We start from the raw sequence: 18,254 nt of genomic DNA on the forward strand, positions 1-18,254 counted from the left end.
GAGCGTGAACGCCCGCATCGCGGTGAACCTCGGCGCACCCGTGGTGCTCGCGGTGAAGGCACAGGGACGCACACCCGCGGAGGTCGCACAGGTCGTCGAGGTGTGCCTGGTGGAACTGGCCTCCCAGCACGCACACACCGCGGCCGTGGTGGCCAACCGCTGCGATCCCGAACAACTCACGGCCGTGGCCGACGCACTGCGCGCGCTCGGCCCGAAGAGTTACGTCCTGCCCGAGGAGCCGCTGCTGGTGGCGCCGTCGGTGGCCGAGCTGCGCGATGCGGTGCACGGCGAACTCACCGGTGGTGACGAGCAGTCACTGATCCGCGAGGCGATGAGTGTCCTGGTGGCGGGGATGACCGCCGAGCACGTGCTGGAACGCCTGAAGGACGGGATGGCCGTCATCACCCCCGGCGACCGCTCCGATGTGGTGATGGCGGTGATGGGTGCGCACGCGGCGGCCGGGTTTCCGTCGCTGTCCTGCGTGATCCTCAACGGTGGTCTGCCGCTGCACCCGGAGGTCGCCCGGCTGGTGGCGGGCCTGGGCACGCGGCTGCCGATCATCAGCACCGAACTGGGCACCTATGACACCGCACGCGCCGTCGCGTCGGCCCGCGGCCGGGTCACGGTGGACTCCCATCGCAAGGTCGACACCGCGCTCGCGCTGATGGAGCAATACGTCGACACCGCGGATCTCATTGACACCCTGTCGATTCCGATTCCCACGGTCACCACACCGCAGATGTTCACCTACCAGCTGATCGACACGGCCCGCGCCGATGTGCAGCGCATCGTGCTGCCCGAGGGCGATGACGACCGGATCCTGCGCGCGGCCGGGCGCCTGCTGGCGCACCGGGTGGCCGACCTGACCATTCTCGGTGAGGAGAAGACGGTCCGGGCCCGGGCCGCCGAACTCGGCGTGGACCTGACCGCCGCCACCGTGCTCGACCCGCGCACCAGTGAACTGTGTGACCAGTTCGCCGAGCAGTACGCGAAACTGCGCAGCCACAAGGGTGTCACCGTCGACCAGGCCCGTGAAACCATCTCCGACGTCTCGTATTTCGGCACCATGCTGGTGCACAACGACATGGTCGACGGCATGGTGTCCGGTGCCCGGCACACCACCGCGCACACCGTCCGCCCGGCCTTCGAGATCATCAAGACGCTGCCCGGGGTCAACACGGTGTCCAGCATCTTCCTGATGTGCCTGGAGGACCGGGTACTCGCCTACGGTGACTGCGCGATCGTGCCGGACCCGACGAGCGAGCAGCTCGCCGACATCGCCATCTCCTCGGCGCGGACCGCCGCGCAGTTCGGGATCGACCCTCGGGTCGCCATGCTGTCCTACTCCACGGGCAGCTCCGGTACCGGAGCCGACGTCGACAAGGTCAGGGCGGCAACCGAACTGGTGCGCCAGCGGGAACCGGAACTGTTGGTGGAGGGCCCGATCCAGTACGACGCGGCGGTGGATCCGTCCACCGCGCAGACCAAGATGCCGGATTCGAAGGTGGCCGGCCGGGCCACCGTGCTGATCTTCCCGGACCTCAACACCGGCAACAACACCTACAAGGCCGTGCAGCGCAGCGCCGGGGCCATTGCGATCGGTCCGGTGCTGCAGGGCCTCAACAAGCCGGTCAACGATCTCTCCCGGGGTGCGCTGGTGGAGGACATCGTGAACACCGTGGCGATCACCGCGATCCAGGCGGCCCGCCAGTGACCACGGTGCTGGTGCTCAACAGCGGCTCCTCCTCGGTGAAATACGATCTGTTGGAGCCTGATTCGGGTACCTCGCTGGCCAGTGGCGTGATCGAGCGGGTGACCGACTACCAGCAGGCGCTGGGTGAGGTGTTCGCGGCGCTACCCAGCCTGGACGGCTTGCTGGCGGTCGGGCACCGCGTCGTGCACGGCGGGAACAAACTGCACCGGCCGACCCTGATCGACGATCAGACCATCGCGACCATCGAGGAACTGTCGCCGCTGGCCCCGCTGCACAACCCGCCGGCCGTGCTCGGCATGAAAGAAGCGCGCAAGGTGCTACCGGAGGTGCCCCATGTCGCGGTGTTCGACACCGCGTTCTTCCACGACCTGCCGCCCGCGGCCGCCGAATACGCGATCGATCGGGAGGTGGCCGATGCCTGGAACATCCGCCGCTACGGCTTCCACGGCACCTCACACCGCTACGTCAGTGAACAGGCCGCGGTGTTCCTGGACGCACCGTGGGAGTCGCTGAACCAGATCGTGCTGCACCTGGGCAACGGTGCCTCGGCCTCGGCGATCGCCGGTGGGCGTCCCATCGACACCTCCATGGGCCTGACCCCGATGGAGGGGCTCGTCATGGGCACCCGGTCAGGGGACATCGATCCCGGTGTCATCACCTACCTGTGGCGCACGGCGAAGATGAGCGTCGAGGACATCGAGACCATGCTCAACCGGCGGTCCGGTGTGTTCGGACTCGGCGGCGAAATCGACTTCCGGGCTATGCACAAGCGCATCGATGCCGGCGACGAGGCTGCGCAACTGGCCTATGACGTCTACATCCACCGGTTGCGCAAGTACATCGGCGCCTACCTGGCCGTGCTCGGAAAGACCGATGTCATCACCTTCACCGCCGGTGTCGGGGAGAACGATGCCGCGGTGCGCCGCGATGCGCTCTCCGGTCTGGTCACCCTGGGCATCGAGATGGACGAGCAGCTCAACACCGCGTCCGAGCGGGGGCCGCGGCGCATCTCGGTGGAGCGGTCGCCGGTCACGGTGCTGGTCATCCCGACCGATGAAGAGCTGGCCATTGCGCGGGCGTGTGTGGACGTCTTGGGTTAGAACGTGCTGGTCGGCCGCACGCTGTTGGCCAGATCGACCAGCGCGTACCGATGCTCCTGCGTCGGGGCGACCCGTGCCAGCCCGCGCAGCGATGCCTCCACGCCGAGTTGCAGACCATGCTGGGTGAACGGGAACCCGAGGATGTGATTGGTGCTGGCGGTGTTGTCGGCCAGCCAATCCATCGCGGTACCCAGCACCAGCGCCCGGATCTGCAGCACCCGGGGCTCGCTTTCGGGTAGCGCCTCCACCCGCCTTGCGGCACTGCGGATCTGCTGTTCGGACACCTCGCTGATGGACCGTCCGGACAGCAGTGTCACCGAACTGGTGAGCCGCGCGACGGTGAAATGCCTTGAGGTGGGGGGAACCTGGTCGAGGGTCCGGACCGCGTCGTCGCGCTCACCCTCCGCGGACTGCGCCCGGGCCAGCCCGAATCCGGCAGAGATGACACCATTGTCGGTGCGCCACACCGTCTGATAGAACCGGCGCTCATCGGAACTGCCCGCCAGCTCGGCCGTGGCGGCCAGCGCCAGTTTGGGTGCCAACTCCCCGGGCAGTGTGTCCAGCACTTCGGTGAAATACTTTGTGGCGGTGTCATAGTCGGCGGTCAACAGGGCGGCCACGCCACGGAACCAAACCAGCCGCCAGCGCCACCCGACCCGCTCGAACAGGTCGTCGAGCTTGCGGGTGGCCTTGGCGACATCGCCGAGGTCCAGCAGCGCCCGCGCCTCCATCAGCGGCAGTTCCACCGACTCGGACAGATCGATACCCTCGGAGTCCAGCGTGCCGTGCCGCGCCGCGCGCAGCGAATCCAGCGTCTGCACAGGCTGACTGAGCACGGTGGCGGACAGGATCGGCGCGCCGACATCGGCCGGGTCGACCAGCGGCACCTGCAGGGCCTTGACGATCTCCGGGGCCGTCAGCTTCTCCGAGTGCACCTGACCGTCCAGGTACACATCGGTGTGCGCGACCAGCAGCTCGACGCCGAAGGTGGACCGCGGCGGACTGAACACCGTCGACAGGCCCGAGCGGGCCACCCCGGTGTCCTGGGCCACCACCTCGCGCAGCACGCCCAGCAACTGGCCCGACATCTCGTCGGCGCTGGCGAAGCGGCGGTGCGGATCCGGGTCGATGGCGCGGCGCAGCAGCCGGGCGAACGAGTCGTACTTGGCCAGCACCGGGTCATCCTCGGGCAGGCCGTCGACGTAGCGGCCCTTGCGGGTGCGCAGGTTCAGGGTGAGTGCCGCCAGCGTGCGCCCCACCGTGTAGATGTCGGTCTGCACCGTGGGCCCGGTGCGCACGATCTCCGGTGCCTGGTAACCCGGTGTGCCGTAGAGGTATCCGAACGAGTTGATCCGCGACACCGCGCCGAGGTCGATGAGCTTGAGCTGCTCCGCGGTGACCATGATGTTCTCGGGTTTCAGGTCGTTGTAGACCAGGCCGACGGAGTGCAGATAGCCGAGTGCGGGCAGGATCTCCAGCATGTACGCGATCGCCTGTGCCACCGGCAGTTTGACGCCCTTGGGCTGTTTGAGCGAGGTGCCGCCGACGTACTCCATCACGATGTACCCGACGGGCTCACCGTGTTTGTCGTCGTGTTCGACAAAGTTGAAGATCTTCACGATCGCGGGATGGGTCACCTCGGCGAGGAACTGCCGTTCGGCCATCGCGGTGGCCTGTGCCTCGGCGTCACCGGAATGCACCAGACCCTTGAGGACGACCGGTCGGCCGTTCACATTGGTGTCGAAGGCCAGATACACCCAGCCCAGACCGCCGTGTGCGATACAACCCTTGATCCGGTACTGGTCGATGACCATGTCCCCGGGACTGAGTTGCGGCAGGAACGAGAACGGGCTGCCGCAGCGCGGGCAGATGCCCTCGGAGCGGGCGGGCCCGTCCTTGGAGGCGCGCCCCACCGGCCGGTTGCAGTTCCAGCAGAACCGTTTCGCCTCGGCCACCACCGGATTGGTCATCAACGCGGTCAGCGGATCGCGCTCGTAGACCCGGGGCACCTCGACCAGGCCGCCACCGATGCGGCGGATGGTGGAGCGCGGCCGGGTCAGCGTGGTCATGCTCTCGGACGGCTCGGTGGACACCGTGGCGGCGCGGTCGGTGTCCTCGAAATCGGGCCGGTACACGGCCTGGGTGGCCATCGGGCGCAGTGTCGCGACCGAATCCTCGTCGAAATCTTCGAGATCGGACAGTGCGGCGGGCTGGGTGCCGGGGTCGTTGTCGTCGTTCATCAGTCGGAATACCTCGCCACCGGGGGTGCCGGCGTCGGACCCAGCACCGTCAACCACTTGCGGTACAGCGTATTCCAGGTGCCGTCGCGCCGAATGCGCTCCAAGGTGCCGTTGACGAACCGGACCAGGCCGGGGTTGTTCTTGTTGACCCCGATCCCGTAGGGCTCCTGATTCATGCTGGGGCCGACGATGTGCAGATACGGATCCTGGCTCACCAGACCGGCAAGGATCGAATCGTCGGTGCTGACCGCGTCGACCTGCCGTTGCTGCAGCGCCACCAGGCAGTCCGCCCAGGTCACCACATCCACCAGGTTCACCGGCGGCTGGATCTGCTGGATGCGTTTGCGCGACGTGGTGCCCTTCACCGCGCACACCCGCTTGCCGGACAGATCGCCGGCCTGCCGGATCATCGAGTCGCGCGGGGCCAGGATGCGCTGGTTCGCCGACAGGTATTCGGTGGAGAAGTCGACCTGCTTGCGGCGTTCGCAGGTGATGCTCATGGTCTTCACCACGATGTCGACCTGATTGTTCTCCAGCGCCTCGATCCGGTCGGCCGAGGACAGGATGCGGTACTCCACCTGCGATGGGGTGCCGAAGATGTCGCGGGCCACCTCACCGGCAATGTCGACGTCGAACCCGGTGATCTCACCGGTGATCGGGTCCCGGAAGGAGAACAGGTTACTGCCGATGTCGAGTCCCACGATCAGCCGGCCGCGGTTGCGGATGTTCTCCACCGCATCCTCGGCCTGGGCCCGGTTCGGGAAGGGGCGCAGGCTCGCGGTGCGGTCGCAGGTGGAGTTGTCGGGCAGGGCGGGGATCTCCTCCGGCGGGGCCTGCTCCATTCCGGCCGGGGTGGGCGGAGAGAGCGTCACCGCCGGAATCGGATCGACGGTGGAGGCCTGCTGGCAGCCGGTCAGCACCGCCGCCGCAGCCACGAGAGCCCAGAGTTTTCTCACTAGCGGTACTCGCTGAGTCTCGGCCACAGCCCGAGCGCCACCGCGAAGGCCGCAAGGACGCTGAGCGCCGCGGCGCCGACGGTCGCCCCCGACAGCACCCGGCGGGCGTTGACGATATCGGTGCGCAACTGGCCGCGGCTCTCCTCGATGGCCTTGGCCAGCGCGGCGTCCAGGCTGCTGAACGCCGGCGTGGAGTTGTCCTCACCGGTGCCCAGCGCCACCTGGGTGGCGGCCTGGTAGTCGCCGACGGAGATGTAGGCGTTGATCCGGTCATTGGATGCCCGCCACTTGCGCAGCAGATCTCCGGCGCCGGACAGGTCCTGTTTGTCGATGCCGTTGTTGGCGTTCAAGAAGGTGTTCAGCTGCTGCTGCATGCTGTCGATGCGCTGGTAGTAGGACTGCTTGCGGACGTCCTCGTCGCCGCGGCGCACCAGGGCGATCGTCTCGTCGGCGCGGGCCTGCTGCGCGGTGATGGCCATCGTCGTCACCGTCTTGAGCGATTGTGCCGCAGTGTTTTTGGCGCTGCGACTGTCCGAGGTGGAGATGACGAGTGCGGTGCCCACCCACACCACCATAATCAGCACGGCCAGCCCGCCCGCCACGAAACCGATGTTGACCCGCCGCCTTGTCCGCTTGGTCAGCCACCTGTTGGCGAACAGCCCGAACATGACGGTGGCCAGCACCACCAGGATGACCGGCGCCGGGATGCGGGTGGAGGCGGTGGTCTCGGCGTCCACCCGCGCCGAGGTCGCCTCGTAGAGCCGTTGCGCATCCGGCAGGATCTTGGACTGCATCAGGGCCGACGCCTCGGACAGATAGGACGAACCCACCGGATTGCCCGCGCGGTTGTTGGTCCGGGCGGTTTCGACCAGGCCGGTGTAGACGGCCAGTTCGGCGTTGACCCGGCCCAGCATTTCGATCATGGGCTCGGTGGTCAGCCCGGCCGAGGCGCGGGTGACGGCGACCGACGCGTCGGTGATGGCCTGTTCGTAGCGCTGCCGCACATCCTGGGGTTCGGCGCCCGCGATGAAGGCGGTCGCGGCGGCCGCGTCGGCGACCGACAGCGTGGTGTAGAGCTGACCGGCGGCGAAGGCCAGCGGCTCGCTGTGGTCGAGCACCGTGGTGAGCGCTTCCTGACGGTCGTTGATCGTCGTCGATGTCGCGAACGCGCACGCGATCACGAGCGCGGACAGCACCACACCGATGGTCAGGATGCGCCCGGGTGTGGTCCACAGGAACCACCAGCGCGGGTGCACGGGATTGGTCGGCGAACGTGAAGCCAGCGGTTCGGTCGACGGGTGCGCCAACTCCACGGTCACGTGTTGGCCGACCTCCTCCCGTTTCTAAGAAGTCTAAGAGACATTGGAGTGACGTGTGGGAATTCGCGAGCCCCTATTCTGATGTCGTGCGCGGTGACGGTGACGGTTGGGTGGTTTCGGACGGCGGCGGCCACTTCTGGGGACGTCACGGCGCGGCCGGACTGCTGCTTCGCGCGCCCGGTCCCGACGGTACCTTCGCCGTGCTGTTGCAGCATCGAGCCCCGTGGAGCCACCAGGGTGGCACCTGGGCACTGCCCGGCGGAGCCCGCGACAGCCACGAGTCCGTCGAAGAGGCCGCGGTGCGGGAAGCCTTCGAGGAGGCGGGTGTGCAGGCCGTCCAGATGACCGTCCGGGTCTGCGTCGTCACCCACGAGGTGCCGGGCTGGAGCTACACCACCGTCATCGCCGATGCCGCCGAGCAGTTGCACACCATTCCGAACCGGGAGAGTTCCGAGCTGCGCTGGGTGCCCGAGCACGAGGTGTCCGAGCTGCCGTTGCATCCCGGCTTTGCCGCGAGCTGGGAGCGGCTGCGCACGGTTACGGCCGAAATCCCACTGATTCCTTGAGGCTGCGAGCCGCGGCCTGCGGGTCCTCGGCTGCGGTGATGGCCCGCACCACGACGATGCGGCGAGCGCCGGCTGCCAACACCTCGGGCAGCCGCTGCCCGTCGATTCCACCGATGGCGAACCACGGCTTGTCCGGTGCCAGCGCCGCGGCGTGGCGGACCAGATCCAGTCCCGGCGCGGTCCGCCCGGGTTTGGTCGGGGTGGGCCAGCACGGCCCGACACAGAAGTAGTCCACCGCCTCGTCGATCGCCGCCCCGACCTGACCGGCATCGTGGGTGGAGCGCCCGATCACCGGTCTGGGGCCGATGACGTCGCGCGCAATGTCCAGCGGCAGGTCGTCCTGGCCGAGGTGCAGCACATCGGCAACCGCCGCCCGCGAGATGTCGGCGCGGTCGTTGACCGCGAACAGCGCGCCGTGGCGGCGTGCCGCATCGGCCAGCACCGCCAGCGCATCGAGTTCCTGGCGGGCCTCCAGCGGGCCGAACTGCCGCTCGCCCGCCGACCCCTTGTCGCGCAGCTGGATGATGTCCACCCCGCCGGCCAGCGCCGCGTCCGCGAATTCGGCCAGGTCGCCGCGTTCACGCCGGGCATCGGTGCACAGGTAGAGAGAAGCTGAGGCGAGGCGTTCGAGGGGATCGGACACCCGAGTATCCTGACAGCTGAACACGGGAGTCCCGGGACCGGGGACTGAGAGTGGGCGCACGACCGGCCCTGACCGTCGCACCTGATCCGGGTCATGCCGGCGAAGGGAGAGGAAATGGTGGCGGGATCTCTTGCCGTGATCGGCGGCGGTGTCATCGGCCTGTCGGTGGCGCGCCGTGCCGCGCAGGACGGCTGGTCGGTGCGCGTGCACCGGACCGAGGCACGTGGAGCCTCCTGGGTGGCCGGCGGCATGCTGGCCCCGCACAGCGAGGGCTGGCCGGGCGAGGACGCCCTGCTGGCGATCGGTCTCGAATCCCTCAAGCTCTGGCATGCCGGATTCCTGGACGGGCTGCCCGCCGAGGTGGTGACCGCCCATGAATCGCTGGTGGTGGCGGTCGACCGGGCCGACGTCGCGGACCTCAAGACGGTGGCCGACTGGTTGTCCGAGCAGGGGCACCCGGTCACGGTGACGACGTCCGCCCGCGATGTCGAGCCGCTGCTCGCCCAGGGCATCCGGCACGGGTTCCGCGCCGATACCGAACTGGCCGTGGACAATCGGGCTCTGGTGGCCGCCCTGGAGCAGGCCTGCGAGGAACTGGGCGTGCAGTGGGCGCCGCCGGTCGAGGATCTGGCCGCGGTGGACGCCGATCAGCGGGTGATCGCCAACGGGATCGACGCGCCCACCCTGTGGCCGGGTCTCGCGGTGCACCCGGTCAAGGGCGAGGTACTTCGGCTGCGCTGGCGCAAGGGCTGTATGCCGTTGCCGCAGCGCGTTGTTCGGGCCCGCGTGCACGGAAGGCCGGTGTACCTGGTGCCGCGCGGAGACGGGGTGGTGGTGGGTGCCACCCAGTACGAGCACGGCCGGGACACCGCCCCGGTGGTCCGAGGGGTGCGTGATCTGCTCGACGATGCCTGCGCGGTGATGCCCGCGCTGGGCGAGTACGAACTCGCCGAGTGTGCGGCCGGATTACGTCCGATGACGCCGGACGGGCTGCCGCTGGTCGGTAGGCTCGACGAGTGCACGCTGGCCGCCACCGGTCACGGACGCAACGGTTTTCTGCTGGCGCCATGGACGGCGGAGCGGATCGCCACGGAACTTGTAGCACGCAGAGGGGCAACATGATCTTGCTGGTCAACGGTGAGGAAGCCGAGGTGCCCGACGGCACCACGGTCGAGGAATTGGTGAACCAGTTGGGTTTTCCGGACAAGGGCATCGCGGTCGCGGTGGACTGGGAGGTGCTGCCCAGGTCGTCGTGGCATACCGCGCTGGCCGTCGGCGCCCGGGTGGAAGTGGTGACGGCGGTGCAGGGTGGCTGACAACAAGAAACTCACCATCGCGGGCCGGGAGTTCGGCTCCCGGCTCATCATGGGCACCGGTGGCGCGGCGAACCTGGCGGTGCTGGAGGAGGCGCTGATCGCCTCCGGGACCGAACTCACCACCGTGGCCATGCGCCGGGTCGACGCCGAATCCGGTACCGGCGTACTGGATCTGCTCAACACGCTGGGCATCACCCCGCTGCCGAACACCGCCGGCTGCCGCGGCGCGGCCGAGGCCGTGCTCACCGCCCAGCTGGCCCGCGAGGCGCTGGGCACCGAGTGGGTCAAGCTGGAGGTGATCGCCGACGAACGCACCCTGCTGCCCGACGCGATCGAGTTGGTCAAGGCCGCAGAACAATTGGTGGACGACGGCTTCATCGTGCTGCCCTACACGAATGACGATCCGGTGCTGGCCCGCCGGCTGGAGGACACCGGCTGCGCGGCCGTCATGCCGCTGGGCTCACCCATCGGCACCGGTCTGGGCATCGCGAACCCGCACCACATCGAGATGATCGTCGACCAGGCGAACGTCCCGGTGATCCTGGACGCGGGCATCGGCACCGCCAGCGACGCCGCGCTGGCGATGGAACTGGGTTGCGACGCCGTGCTGCTGGCCACCGCGGTGACCCGCGCCGCCGACCCGGCCGCGATGGCCGCGGCCATGGCGGCCGCCGTCACCGCAGGACACCTGGCCCGGCACGCCGGGCGGATCCCGAAGCGTTTCTGGGCGCAGGCATCGAGCCCCGCCATCCCGTGACCCGGTACGTGGCGCTGGGCTCGTCGATGGCCGCCGGCCCCGGTATCCCCCCGACGGTGCCCGGGTCGCCCCTGCTGGCGATGCGCTCACAGCGCAACTACCCGCACCTTGTCGCGCAACGCCTGGACCTCGACCTGGTCGACGTCACCTACTCGGGGGCCACCACCGCCCACGTGCTGACCGACCCGCAGCACGGCGAACCGCCCCAGGTCGATGCGCTCGACGGATCCGAGGCGCTGGTCACGGTCACCATCGGCGGCAACGACGTCGGCTACGTGCCGATGCTGTGCGCCGCCGCGCTGCCCGCCCCGTTGCGGTGGCTGCCGCCGCTGCGCGGTATGCGCGACGCCGGCGCACGCGAGCGGGCACTGGGCGCGGTGGCCGACGAGCTGATCGAGGTCGGCCGGCTGATCCGGCGGCGCGCACCGCAGGCGCGGGTGATGTTCGTCGATTACCTGACCCTGCTGCCGCCGCGCGGGGCGGCACCACCGCTGTCCGCGGGCGACACCGCCCTGGGCCGGCGCATCGCCGCTGAACTGGAACGTCTCACCGCCGCCGCGGCGGAGGTCACCGGTGCCGCCGTGGTGCGGGCCGGGCAGGCCAGTCGCGAGCACCACCCGTGGTCGGCACAGCCCTGGACGAACCTGCCGAGCAGGTTTCCGGTGCCCATCCCCGGCCACACCGCGCCGCTGCACCCCAACGCCGACGGCATGCGTGCGGTGGCCGACCTGATCGTGGCAGAGTTCGCAGCGTGATCGAACTGACCGGGCTGACAAAAACTTTCGCCTCTGTCCGGGCTGTCGACCAGCTGACCTGCACCATCGAACCCGGGGTGGTGACCGGGTTCCTGGGGCCCAACGGGGCAGGCAAATCGACCACCATGCGGATGATCGTCGGGCTGGACCGGCCCAGTGCCGGCACCGTCACCGTCGCCGGCCGGCCCTATCACGAGCACAAGCACCCGCTGCGCACCGTGGGCGCGCTGCTCGATGCCCGGCAGGTGCACCCGAACCGGACCGCACGCTCGCATCTGCGGTGGATCGCGGCAACCAACCGGATTCCGGAACGCAGGGTCGACGAGGTGCTGGCCGAGGTCGGATTGACCGAGGCGGCCGGGAAGCAGGCCGGCGCGTTCTCGCTGGGCATGCTGCAGCGCCTCGGCATCGCGGCCGCACTCCTGGGCGACCCGCAAGTGCTGCTGTTCGACGAGCCGGTCAACGGGCTGGATCCCGAAGGTATCCGCTGGATCAGAACCCTGATGCGGAGGCTTGCCGCCGAGGGCCGCACCGTGTTCGTGTCCAGTCACCTGCTGGCCGAGATGGCCAACACCGCCGACCGGGTGCTGGTGATCGGCCGGGGCCGGCTGATCACCGCCACCACCATGACCGAATTCCTGAATCAGGCCGACACGGTCCGGGTGCGCAGCCCGCAGATCGACCAACTGGCCGCGCTGCTACCGGGAGCCCGCCGCGAGGGTGCGGCACTGCTGGTCGACGGCACCAGCACCGAACAGGTCGGTGACCTGGCCGCGGCGCACGGCATCGTGCTGCACGAACTCACCGCGCAGGGGGCCTCCCTGGAGGAGGCCTACATGAACCTCACCGACGATGCCGTGCAGTACCGGGCCGGCTCATGAGYACCATCGACGCCGAGCGCATCAAACTCACCAGCACCCGGTCACCGCTGTGGCTGGCGCTCACCGTGGTCGTGATCAGCCTGGGCCTGGCCGCCATCCAGGCCGCGGCGGCACTGCCCTACAGCGTGGTGACCCCGGACCGGGCGGTGCTCGGGGTGGCGATGTTCGGCGTCCCGGTGCTGATGATCCTGTCCGCGCTGACCGTCACCGGGGAGTACCGGACCGGGATGATCCGCACGACATTCATGGCGACACCGCGACGATCCCGGGTGCTCGTCGCGAAAGCCGTTGTCAGCATGGTGTTCTCCGGGGCGCTCGCCGCGGTCATGTCGTTGGGTTCGCTGGTGCTGGTGCGGGCGATGCTCGATGGGCGCCAGGGTGTGCAGCTTGCACTCACCGACTTCGCACCGTGGCGCACCGTCGGGGCGGTGACGCTGTACGCGGTGCTGGCCGCGCTGCTGGCGGTGGGCCTCGGCGCGTGGGTGCGGCACAGCGCCGCCGTCGTCGCGATCCTGCTGCTGATGCCGTTCGTGCTGGAACCGCTGCTCGGGGCCATCCCGGGTGTCGGATCCAGGGTGGGCCCGCTGCTACCGTTCGCCAACGCCAACGCGTTCACCGAAATAGCGTGGTTGCAGACCTTTTCAATGTGGTGGGGCCCGCTGGGCTCGGCCGTCTACTTCGCCGCGGTGGCGGTGGCGGTGTTCGCCACGGCTGTCGGCATCGTTGCCCGACGCGATCCCTGAGTCGGCTACCGTGGGGCTCATGCAGTTCAGATCACGGTCCCTGGTGGCCATGCTGTCCGTGGCCGCCCTCGCCGTGGGTGTCAGCGGATGCGGCAAGGACGCCGATACCGCGTCACCGTCGGAACCCGGCGGTTCGGCGACGGAATACGCCGAGAAGATCGGTCAGAGCCTCGGCGCCGACGCCATGATGGGGCACCTGACCCGCCTGCAGGAGATCGCCGACCAGCACGGCGGTAACCGTGCGATGGGCACCCCCGGGTATCAGGCCAGCGTCGACTATGTGGCGAACCTTCTGCGTGACAAGGGTTTCGACGCCAAGACCGAAGAATTCGAGGTGCGCCTGCCGTTCGCCGAGGAGCCCGATGTGACGGTGGCAGGCAGCAAGGTCGCAGCCAAGGGCATGTCCTTCACGGTCGGCACCGAGCCGCAGGGGGTGTCCGGCCCGTTGGTGGCCGCACCCGCCGACGAGAGCCCGGGCTGCGCCGACGCCGACTACGAGGGCCTGCCGGTGCAGGGCGCGGTGGTGCTGGTGGACCGCGGCACGTGCCAGTTCGGCGACAAGGCGGGCATCGCCGCCAAGCGCGGCGCAGTGGCACTGCTCATCGCCGACAACGAGGACCGACCCGTCGAGGAGTTCGGCGGCACCCTCGGCAGTAAGACCGCCGTCAAGATCCCGGTCCTGGCCATCACCAAGGCCGAGGGCGCCCGGTTGCGCGCCAACCCCGGCGAGGCCACCGTCACACTCAAGGCCGGTGTCAACGTCAAGAAAACCAGCAATGTGATCGCCCAGACCAAGACCGGATCCACCGAGAACGTCGTCATGGTGGGCGCCCACCTGGACAGCGTGCCCGAAGGGCCGGGGATCAACGACAACGGTTCGGGAGTGGCCGCGGTGCTGGAGACCGCGCTGCAGATGGGCAGCTCGCCGGATGTCGAGAACGCAGTCCGCTTCGGATTCTGGGGCGCCGAGGAACTCGGCCTGCTCGGCTCGTCGGACTACATCGGCAAGCTGGATGCCGACGCACTCAAAGACATTGCGCTGTACCTGAACTTCGACATGGTGGGCTCGCCGAACCCGGGGTACTTCACCTACGACGGGAACCAGTCCGCGCCACCGGCGGCCGACGGCAGTGTCCCGCGGGTGCCGGAGGGCTCCGCCGGGATCGAGCGCATGCTGGTCGGGTACCTCGACGGCACGGGTAAGCCCGCCAGGGACACCAGCTTCGACGGGCGCTCCGATTACGACGCCTTCACTCAGGCCGGCATCCCTTCCGGTGGACTGTTCTCCGGTGCCGAGGAGAACATGACCGCCGAGGAGGCCGAGCTGTGGGGCGGAAAGGCCGACCAGCCGTTCGACCCGAACTATCACAAGAAGACCGACACCCTCGACCAGATCGACCGCACCGCGCTGGAGATCCTCGGTCGCGGCGTCGGCTACTCGACAGCTCTCTACGCTCAGGACATCAGCGGCCGCAACGGAGTTCCGGTGCGCGAGGACCGCACCCGGCACGCACAGTCCGCCTCATGAGACGAGCGCTGGCGGTGGCCGCCGCTGCGCTGATGATGGCATCCTGTTCGGCCCCAACCGAACCCGCGCCCACCGACCCGGCGCGCGACCTCGCGGGCAAGGTGAACGCCGATGCCATCTTCGCCCACCTCGAGGAGCTCAGCGGCATCGGGATCCGGTCGGTGGGCACACAAGGGTACGAGGCCACCGTCGACTACATCGCCGGTGTGCTCAACGACGCCGGATTCCAGGTGAGCACACCGGAATTCGAATGGCTGAAGATGGGCGACCCGGGAAAGCCGACCCTGCAGATCGGCGGCCGCAGCTATCCCGTCACGCAGGCATCCCCGCTGGCCGGCACCCCGCGCGGCGGGATCAGCGGCCCATCGCTGCGGCCGGGTGAACCCGCCGGTTGCGAGGCGGCGGATTACGGCGACGTGCGCGGTGCGCTCGCGATCGTCGACGACACCGGATGCTCGGTGGTGGTCAAGCAGAACGCGGCGGTCGCCAAGGGCGCCGTCGGGCTGCTGGTGGTGAGCGCCGGCGGCACCAAGGGCCTGTTCGAGCCCGGCTACTACCAGAAGCTCACGCTGCCGGTCGCCGTCATCGACCGCACCACCGATGCCGCCCTGCGCCGCACCAGCGCAGCAGTCCGGCTGACCCTCGACGCCCAGGCGTCGGTGGCCAGATCGCGAAATGTCATCGCCCAGACCACCACCGGCGACACCGGCAATGTGGTGATGGCCGGCGCCAACCTGGACAGCGCGCCACGCAGCCCCGGAATCAACGACAACGGCACCGGCGTGGCGGCGCTGCTGAGCATTGCCCAGGCGCTGGGGTCGGCTCCCGCGGATGGTAACGCCGTCCGTTTCGCCTTCTGGGGATCCGAGAGTCTGGGCGCGGCAGGAAAATACGTGTCCGGGCTGGACGCAGCCCAGCTCGACGATATCGCCGCCTACCTGGATGCGGACATGCTCGGCTCGCAGAACGCCGGCTTCTTCACCTATGACGGAGACCAGTCCGCGGCGGTCAACGAGGCACCCGAGGGCTCGGCCGGGATCGAACGCACCCTGGCCGGCTACCTGAACCTCGCCGGTGTCCGGCCCGCCGACATCCCGCTGGACAACGCCGGCGATTACAGCCCGTTCCTGACCGCGGGCGTGCCCGTCGGCGGTCTCACCACCGGGTCGACCCAGCAGAAGAGCGCCGCGCAGGCCCGGCTCTGGGGTGGGCGCGCCGGGGCCGCCTTCGACCCCAATCACGGCACCGCCCGCGACGATATCGAGAACGTCGACCACCGCGCCCTGTCGATCACCGGACCGGCGCTGGCCTTCGCCATCGGCACCTACGCGCATTCGATCGAGGGCGTCAACGGTGTCCCGGCCCGGGACGCCCGGCATCGCCGAGGATGAGGACACATGTATCTGCGTATCGATACCAGCACCACCCCGCCGCTCGTCGAGGTCGTCGAACCCGAGGACTTCACCGCGTTCAAGGTCGTCGTCGTCACCACGGCGCACTCGTGGGTGGATCCCGCTGACCTGACCGCACTGGCCGGGCGCGCCGACGACCCGGACTGGCAGCAGAAACTGGCGGGCATGGTCTCCTACGCGGGATCCAAGGGCTGGCTCGACGAACAGGGCCGCATCCGGGCCCACGTGGAGACCCAGGACGGGTAGCCATCGGGCACCATGAGCCGGTGGAAAAACCCGGCGTTCTCGAACGCCTCGCTCGTCTGGCCATCGCCGCCCCCCGGCGGATTCTGGCCGCCGCCGCTTTCCTCGCGGTCGCCGCGGCGATCTTCGGTGTCCCGGTCACCCAGAAGCTGACCGCCGGCGGATTCCAAGATCCCCACGCGGAATCCAGCCGGGCGGCCGCACTGCTGACCGGCAGGTTCGACCAGGGCGATATGCAGTTGCTGATCGTGGTGTCGGACCCGGACGGCGCCATGAACCCCGACGCCCGCCGGGTCGGGACCGAGATCGTCACGGCACTGCAGGAATCCGGGCATGTGGCCGACGTCAGTTCGGCGTGGACCGTTCCACAACCCGCCGAGCTGCTCAGCCGGGACGGCAGCGCAGGCCTGATCGTCGCCGGGATCAGCGGGGGCGAGAAGTACGCCCAGAACAACGCCAAGGATCTCGTCGACACCCTGGTGCACGACCGGGACGGGGTGCGCGTGCAGGCCGGCGGGCTGGCCATGGTGAACACCCAGATCACCGAGCAGTCCCAGCGCGACCTGCTGGTGATGGAGTCGATCGCCATCCCGTTCAGCTTCCTGGTGCTGGTGTGGGTGTTCGGGGGCCTGCTCGCCGCGGCGGTACCGGTGGTGGTCGGCGTGATGGCGATCCTCGGGTCGCTGGCGGTGCTGCGGCTGATCACCATGGCCACCGATGTGTCGGTGTTCGCCCTGAATCTCTGCATGGCAATGGGTCTGGCGCTGGCCATCGACTACACGTTGCTGATGATCAGCCGCTACCGCGACGAACTCGCCGACGGAGCCTCCCGTGAGGACGCGCTGGTGCGCACGATGGTGACGGCCGGGCGCACCGTCGTCTTCTCGGCGACGACGGTGGCGTTACCGATGTCCACGCTGGTGCTGTTCCCGATGTACTTCCTCAAATCCTTCGCCTACGCCGGTGTGGCCACCGTGGTGTTCGCGGCGGTCGCGGCGCTGGTGCTCACCCCGGCGGCCATTGTGCTGCTCGGCGACCGCATCGGCAGGACCAAGCCCGGCGGGCGCCCGGTCGAGCAACAGTTCTGGTACCGCTCAACCACATTCGTGCTGCGCCGGGCCGTGCCGATCGGACTGGCGGTGGTGGCGCTGCTGGTCCTGCTGGGCCTGCCGTTCACCGGGGTCAAGTGGGGTTTCCCCGATGACCGGGTGCTGCCGCCCACCGCGTCGGCCCATCAGGTGGGGGACCGGCTGAGGCAGGACTTCGCCCACAACTCGGCGACCGATGTCACCGTCGTCCTCCCGGATTCGGCCGGGCTGACGCGCGCCGACCTGGACCGCTATATGGCGGAATTGTCCGCGGTGAACGATGTTTCGGCGGTCTCACCGCCGGTGGAACGCGACGGCAGCATGTTCCTGCGGGTGTCCAGTTCGGCACCGTTGTTCTCCGAGGCGTCGTCGGCACAGCTGGACCGGCTGCACGAGGTGACCGGCCCGGATGGCCGGCAGGTCCTGCTGGGCGGGGTGGCGCAGACCGACCGGGACAGTGTGGACGCCATCGCCGACAAGCTGCCGCTGGTGCTCGGTCTGATCGCGGCCATCACGTTCTGTTTGCTGTTCCTGCTCACCGGCAGTGTGGTGCTCCCGCTGAAAGCGCTTGTGCTCAACATCTTGTCGCTCACTGCCACTTTCGGTGCGATGGTGTGGATCTTCCAAGACGGGCATCTCGGCGCGCTGGGCACCACGTCCACGGGCACGCTGGTCGCCAACATCCCGGTGCTGTTGTTCTGTATCGCCTTCGGGTTGTCGATGGACTATGAGGTGTTTCTGCTCGCCCGTATCCGTGAGTACTGGCTGGCCTCGGGGCGCACGTCGGCCGATGTCGGGGAGAGCGTGGCGCTGGGCCTGGCGCGTACCGGTCGCGTGGTTACCGCTGCGGCACTTGTGATGTCGATCTCGTTTGCCGCGCTGATTGCGGCAAATGTGTCATTCATGCGAATGTTCGGTCTGGGGCTGACGCTGGCGGTGCTGATGGATGCCACGCTGGTGCGGATGGTCCTGGTACCGGCATTCATGCAGTTG

At 68.8% G+C, this 18,254-nt stretch carries 17 protein-coding genes; 13 read left to right on the forward strand and 4 right to left on the reverse strand.

Features of this window, described 5'->3' with window-relative positions; translation table 11 throughout:
- Both pta and AC1DTF_RS29145 read left to right on the forward strand, forming a co-directional pair.
- Positions 1–1,714 (forward strand): phosphate acetyltransferase (gene pta, locus AC1DTF_RS29140; protein ID WP_477476563.1); only part of this gene is annotated, 1,714 nt, incomplete at its 5' end.
- Positions 1,711–2,814 (forward strand): acetate kinase, encoded by a 1,104-nt coding sequence (locus AC1DTF_RS29145; RefSeq protein WP_477476564.1) that lies wholly within the window; start codon positions 1,711–1,713, stop codon positions 2,812–2,814. The genes pta and AC1DTF_RS29145, both read left to right, overlap by 4 nt.
- Here AC1DTF_RS29145 and AC1DTF_RS29150 read toward each other — a convergent pair.
- From AC1DTF_RS29150 to glnX, 3 genes are read right to left on the reverse strand one after another with little or no spacing between them, the layout of a single operon-like run.
- Positions 2,811–5,054, reverse strand: a complete 2,244-nt coding sequence (locus AC1DTF_RS29150; protein WP_057170231.1) for a serine/threonine-protein kinase PknG — start codon at positions 5,052–5,054, stop codon at positions 2,811–2,813. The genes AC1DTF_RS29145 and AC1DTF_RS29150 overlap by 4 nt on opposite strands.
- Positions 5,054–5,989, reverse strand: coding sequence for a glutamate ABC transporter substrate-binding protein (locus AC1DTF_RS29155; protein ID WP_477476565.1), 936 nt, complete (start codon positions 5,987–5,989; stop codon positions 5,054–5,056). Before AC1DTF_RS29155 ends, AC1DTF_RS29150 begins: the two co-directional genes overlap by 1 nt.
- A gap of 20 nt (positions 5,990–6,009) precedes the next feature.
- Positions 6,010–7,329, reverse strand: coding sequence for a protein kinase G-activating protein GlnX (glnX, locus tag AC1DTF_RS29160; protein ID WP_477476566.1), 1,320 nt, complete (start codon positions 7,327–7,329; stop codon positions 6,010–6,012).
- 86 nt (positions 7,330–7,415) lie between these two features.
- Between glnX and AC1DTF_RS29165 the strand changes: the two genes are divergently transcribed.
- A complete protein-coding gene (locus AC1DTF_RS29165; protein ID WP_057170693.1) occupies positions 7,416–7,895 on the forward strand; it encodes an NUDIX hydrolase in 480 nt (159 codons plus the stop codon).
- On the opposite strand, the gene thiE is transcribed toward AC1DTF_RS29165, so the two are convergent.
- Positions 7,867–8,538, reverse strand: coding sequence for a thiamine phosphate synthase (gene thiE, locus AC1DTF_RS29170; RefSeq protein WP_477476567.1), 672 nt, complete (start codon positions 8,536–8,538; stop codon positions 7,867–7,869). The genes AC1DTF_RS29165 and thiE overlap by 29 nt on opposite strands.
- Positions 8,539–8,631: 93 nt before the next feature.
- Between thiE and thiO the strand changes: the two genes are divergently transcribed.
- From thiO to AC1DTF_RS29220, 10 genes are all read left to right on the forward strand, one after another.
- Positions 8,632–9,660 carry a glycine oxidase ThiO gene (gene thiO, locus AC1DTF_RS29175; RefSeq protein WP_156409392.1) on the forward strand — a complete coding sequence of 343 codons (1,029 nt, stop codon included), beginning with the start codon at positions 8,632–8,634 and terminating at the stop codon, positions 9,658–9,660.
- Positions 9,657–9,854 carry a sulfur carrier protein ThiS gene (thiS, locus tag AC1DTF_RS29180; protein ID WP_057170227.1) on the forward strand — a complete coding sequence of 66 codons (198 nt, stop codon included), beginning with the start codon at positions 9,657–9,659 and terminating at the stop codon, positions 9,852–9,854. Before thiO ends, thiS begins: the two co-directional genes overlap by 4 nt.
- Complete coding sequence (gene thiG, locus AC1DTF_RS29185; RefSeq protein WP_477476568.1) at positions 9,847–10,611, forward strand: thiazole synthase; 765 nt, start codon at positions 9,847–9,849, stop codon at positions 10,609–10,611. Before thiS ends, thiG begins: the two co-directional genes overlap by 8 nt.
- Complete coding sequence (locus AC1DTF_RS29190; RefSeq protein WP_235571560.1) at positions 10,608–11,366, forward strand: SGNH/GDSL hydrolase family protein; 759 nt, start codon at positions 10,608–10,610, stop codon at positions 11,364–11,366. Before thiG ends, AC1DTF_RS29190 begins: the two co-directional genes overlap by 4 nt.
- Positions 11,363–12,247 carry an ABC transporter ATP-binding protein gene (locus AC1DTF_RS29195; RefSeq protein ID WP_057170225.1) on the forward strand — a complete coding sequence of 295 codons (885 nt, stop codon included), beginning with the start codon at positions 11,363–11,365 and terminating at the stop codon, positions 12,245–12,247. The genes AC1DTF_RS29190 and AC1DTF_RS29195 overlap by 4 nt, the downstream gene beginning before the upstream one ends.
- Positions 12,244–12,990, forward strand: a complete 747-nt coding sequence (locus AC1DTF_RS29200) for an ABC transporter permease (RefSeq protein ID WP_477476569.1) — start codon at positions 12,244–12,246, stop codon at positions 12,988–12,990. Before AC1DTF_RS29195 ends, AC1DTF_RS29200 begins: the two co-directional genes overlap by 4 nt.
- A 19-nt stretch (positions 12,991–13,009) precedes the next feature.
- Positions 13,010–14,518, forward strand: coding sequence for a M28 family metallopeptidase (locus AC1DTF_RS29205; RefSeq protein ID WP_477476570.1), 1,509 nt, complete (start codon positions 13,010–13,012; stop codon positions 14,516–14,518).
- Positions 14,515–15,909 carry a M28 family peptidase gene (locus AC1DTF_RS29210; RefSeq protein ID WP_477476571.1) on the forward strand — a complete coding sequence of 465 codons (1,395 nt, stop codon included), beginning with the start codon at positions 14,515–14,517 and terminating at the stop codon, positions 15,907–15,909. Before AC1DTF_RS29205 ends, AC1DTF_RS29210 begins: the two co-directional genes overlap by 4 nt.
- 6 nt (positions 15,910–15,915) lie before the next feature.
- Positions 15,916–16,176: a hypothetical protein gene (locus AC1DTF_RS29215; protein ID WP_477476572.1), complete on the forward strand. Its 261-nt coding sequence runs from the start codon at positions 15,916–15,918 to the stop codon at positions 16,174–16,176.
- Positions 16,177–16,196: 20 nt separating this feature from the next.
- Positions 16,197–18,254, forward strand: a 2,058-nt coding sequence (locus AC1DTF_RS29220; protein WP_477476573.1) for an MMPL family transporter, incomplete at its 3' end; no start/stop codon positions are given.

The sequence above is a fragment of the Mycobacterium sp. P4_H6 genome, assembly GCF_056400845.1.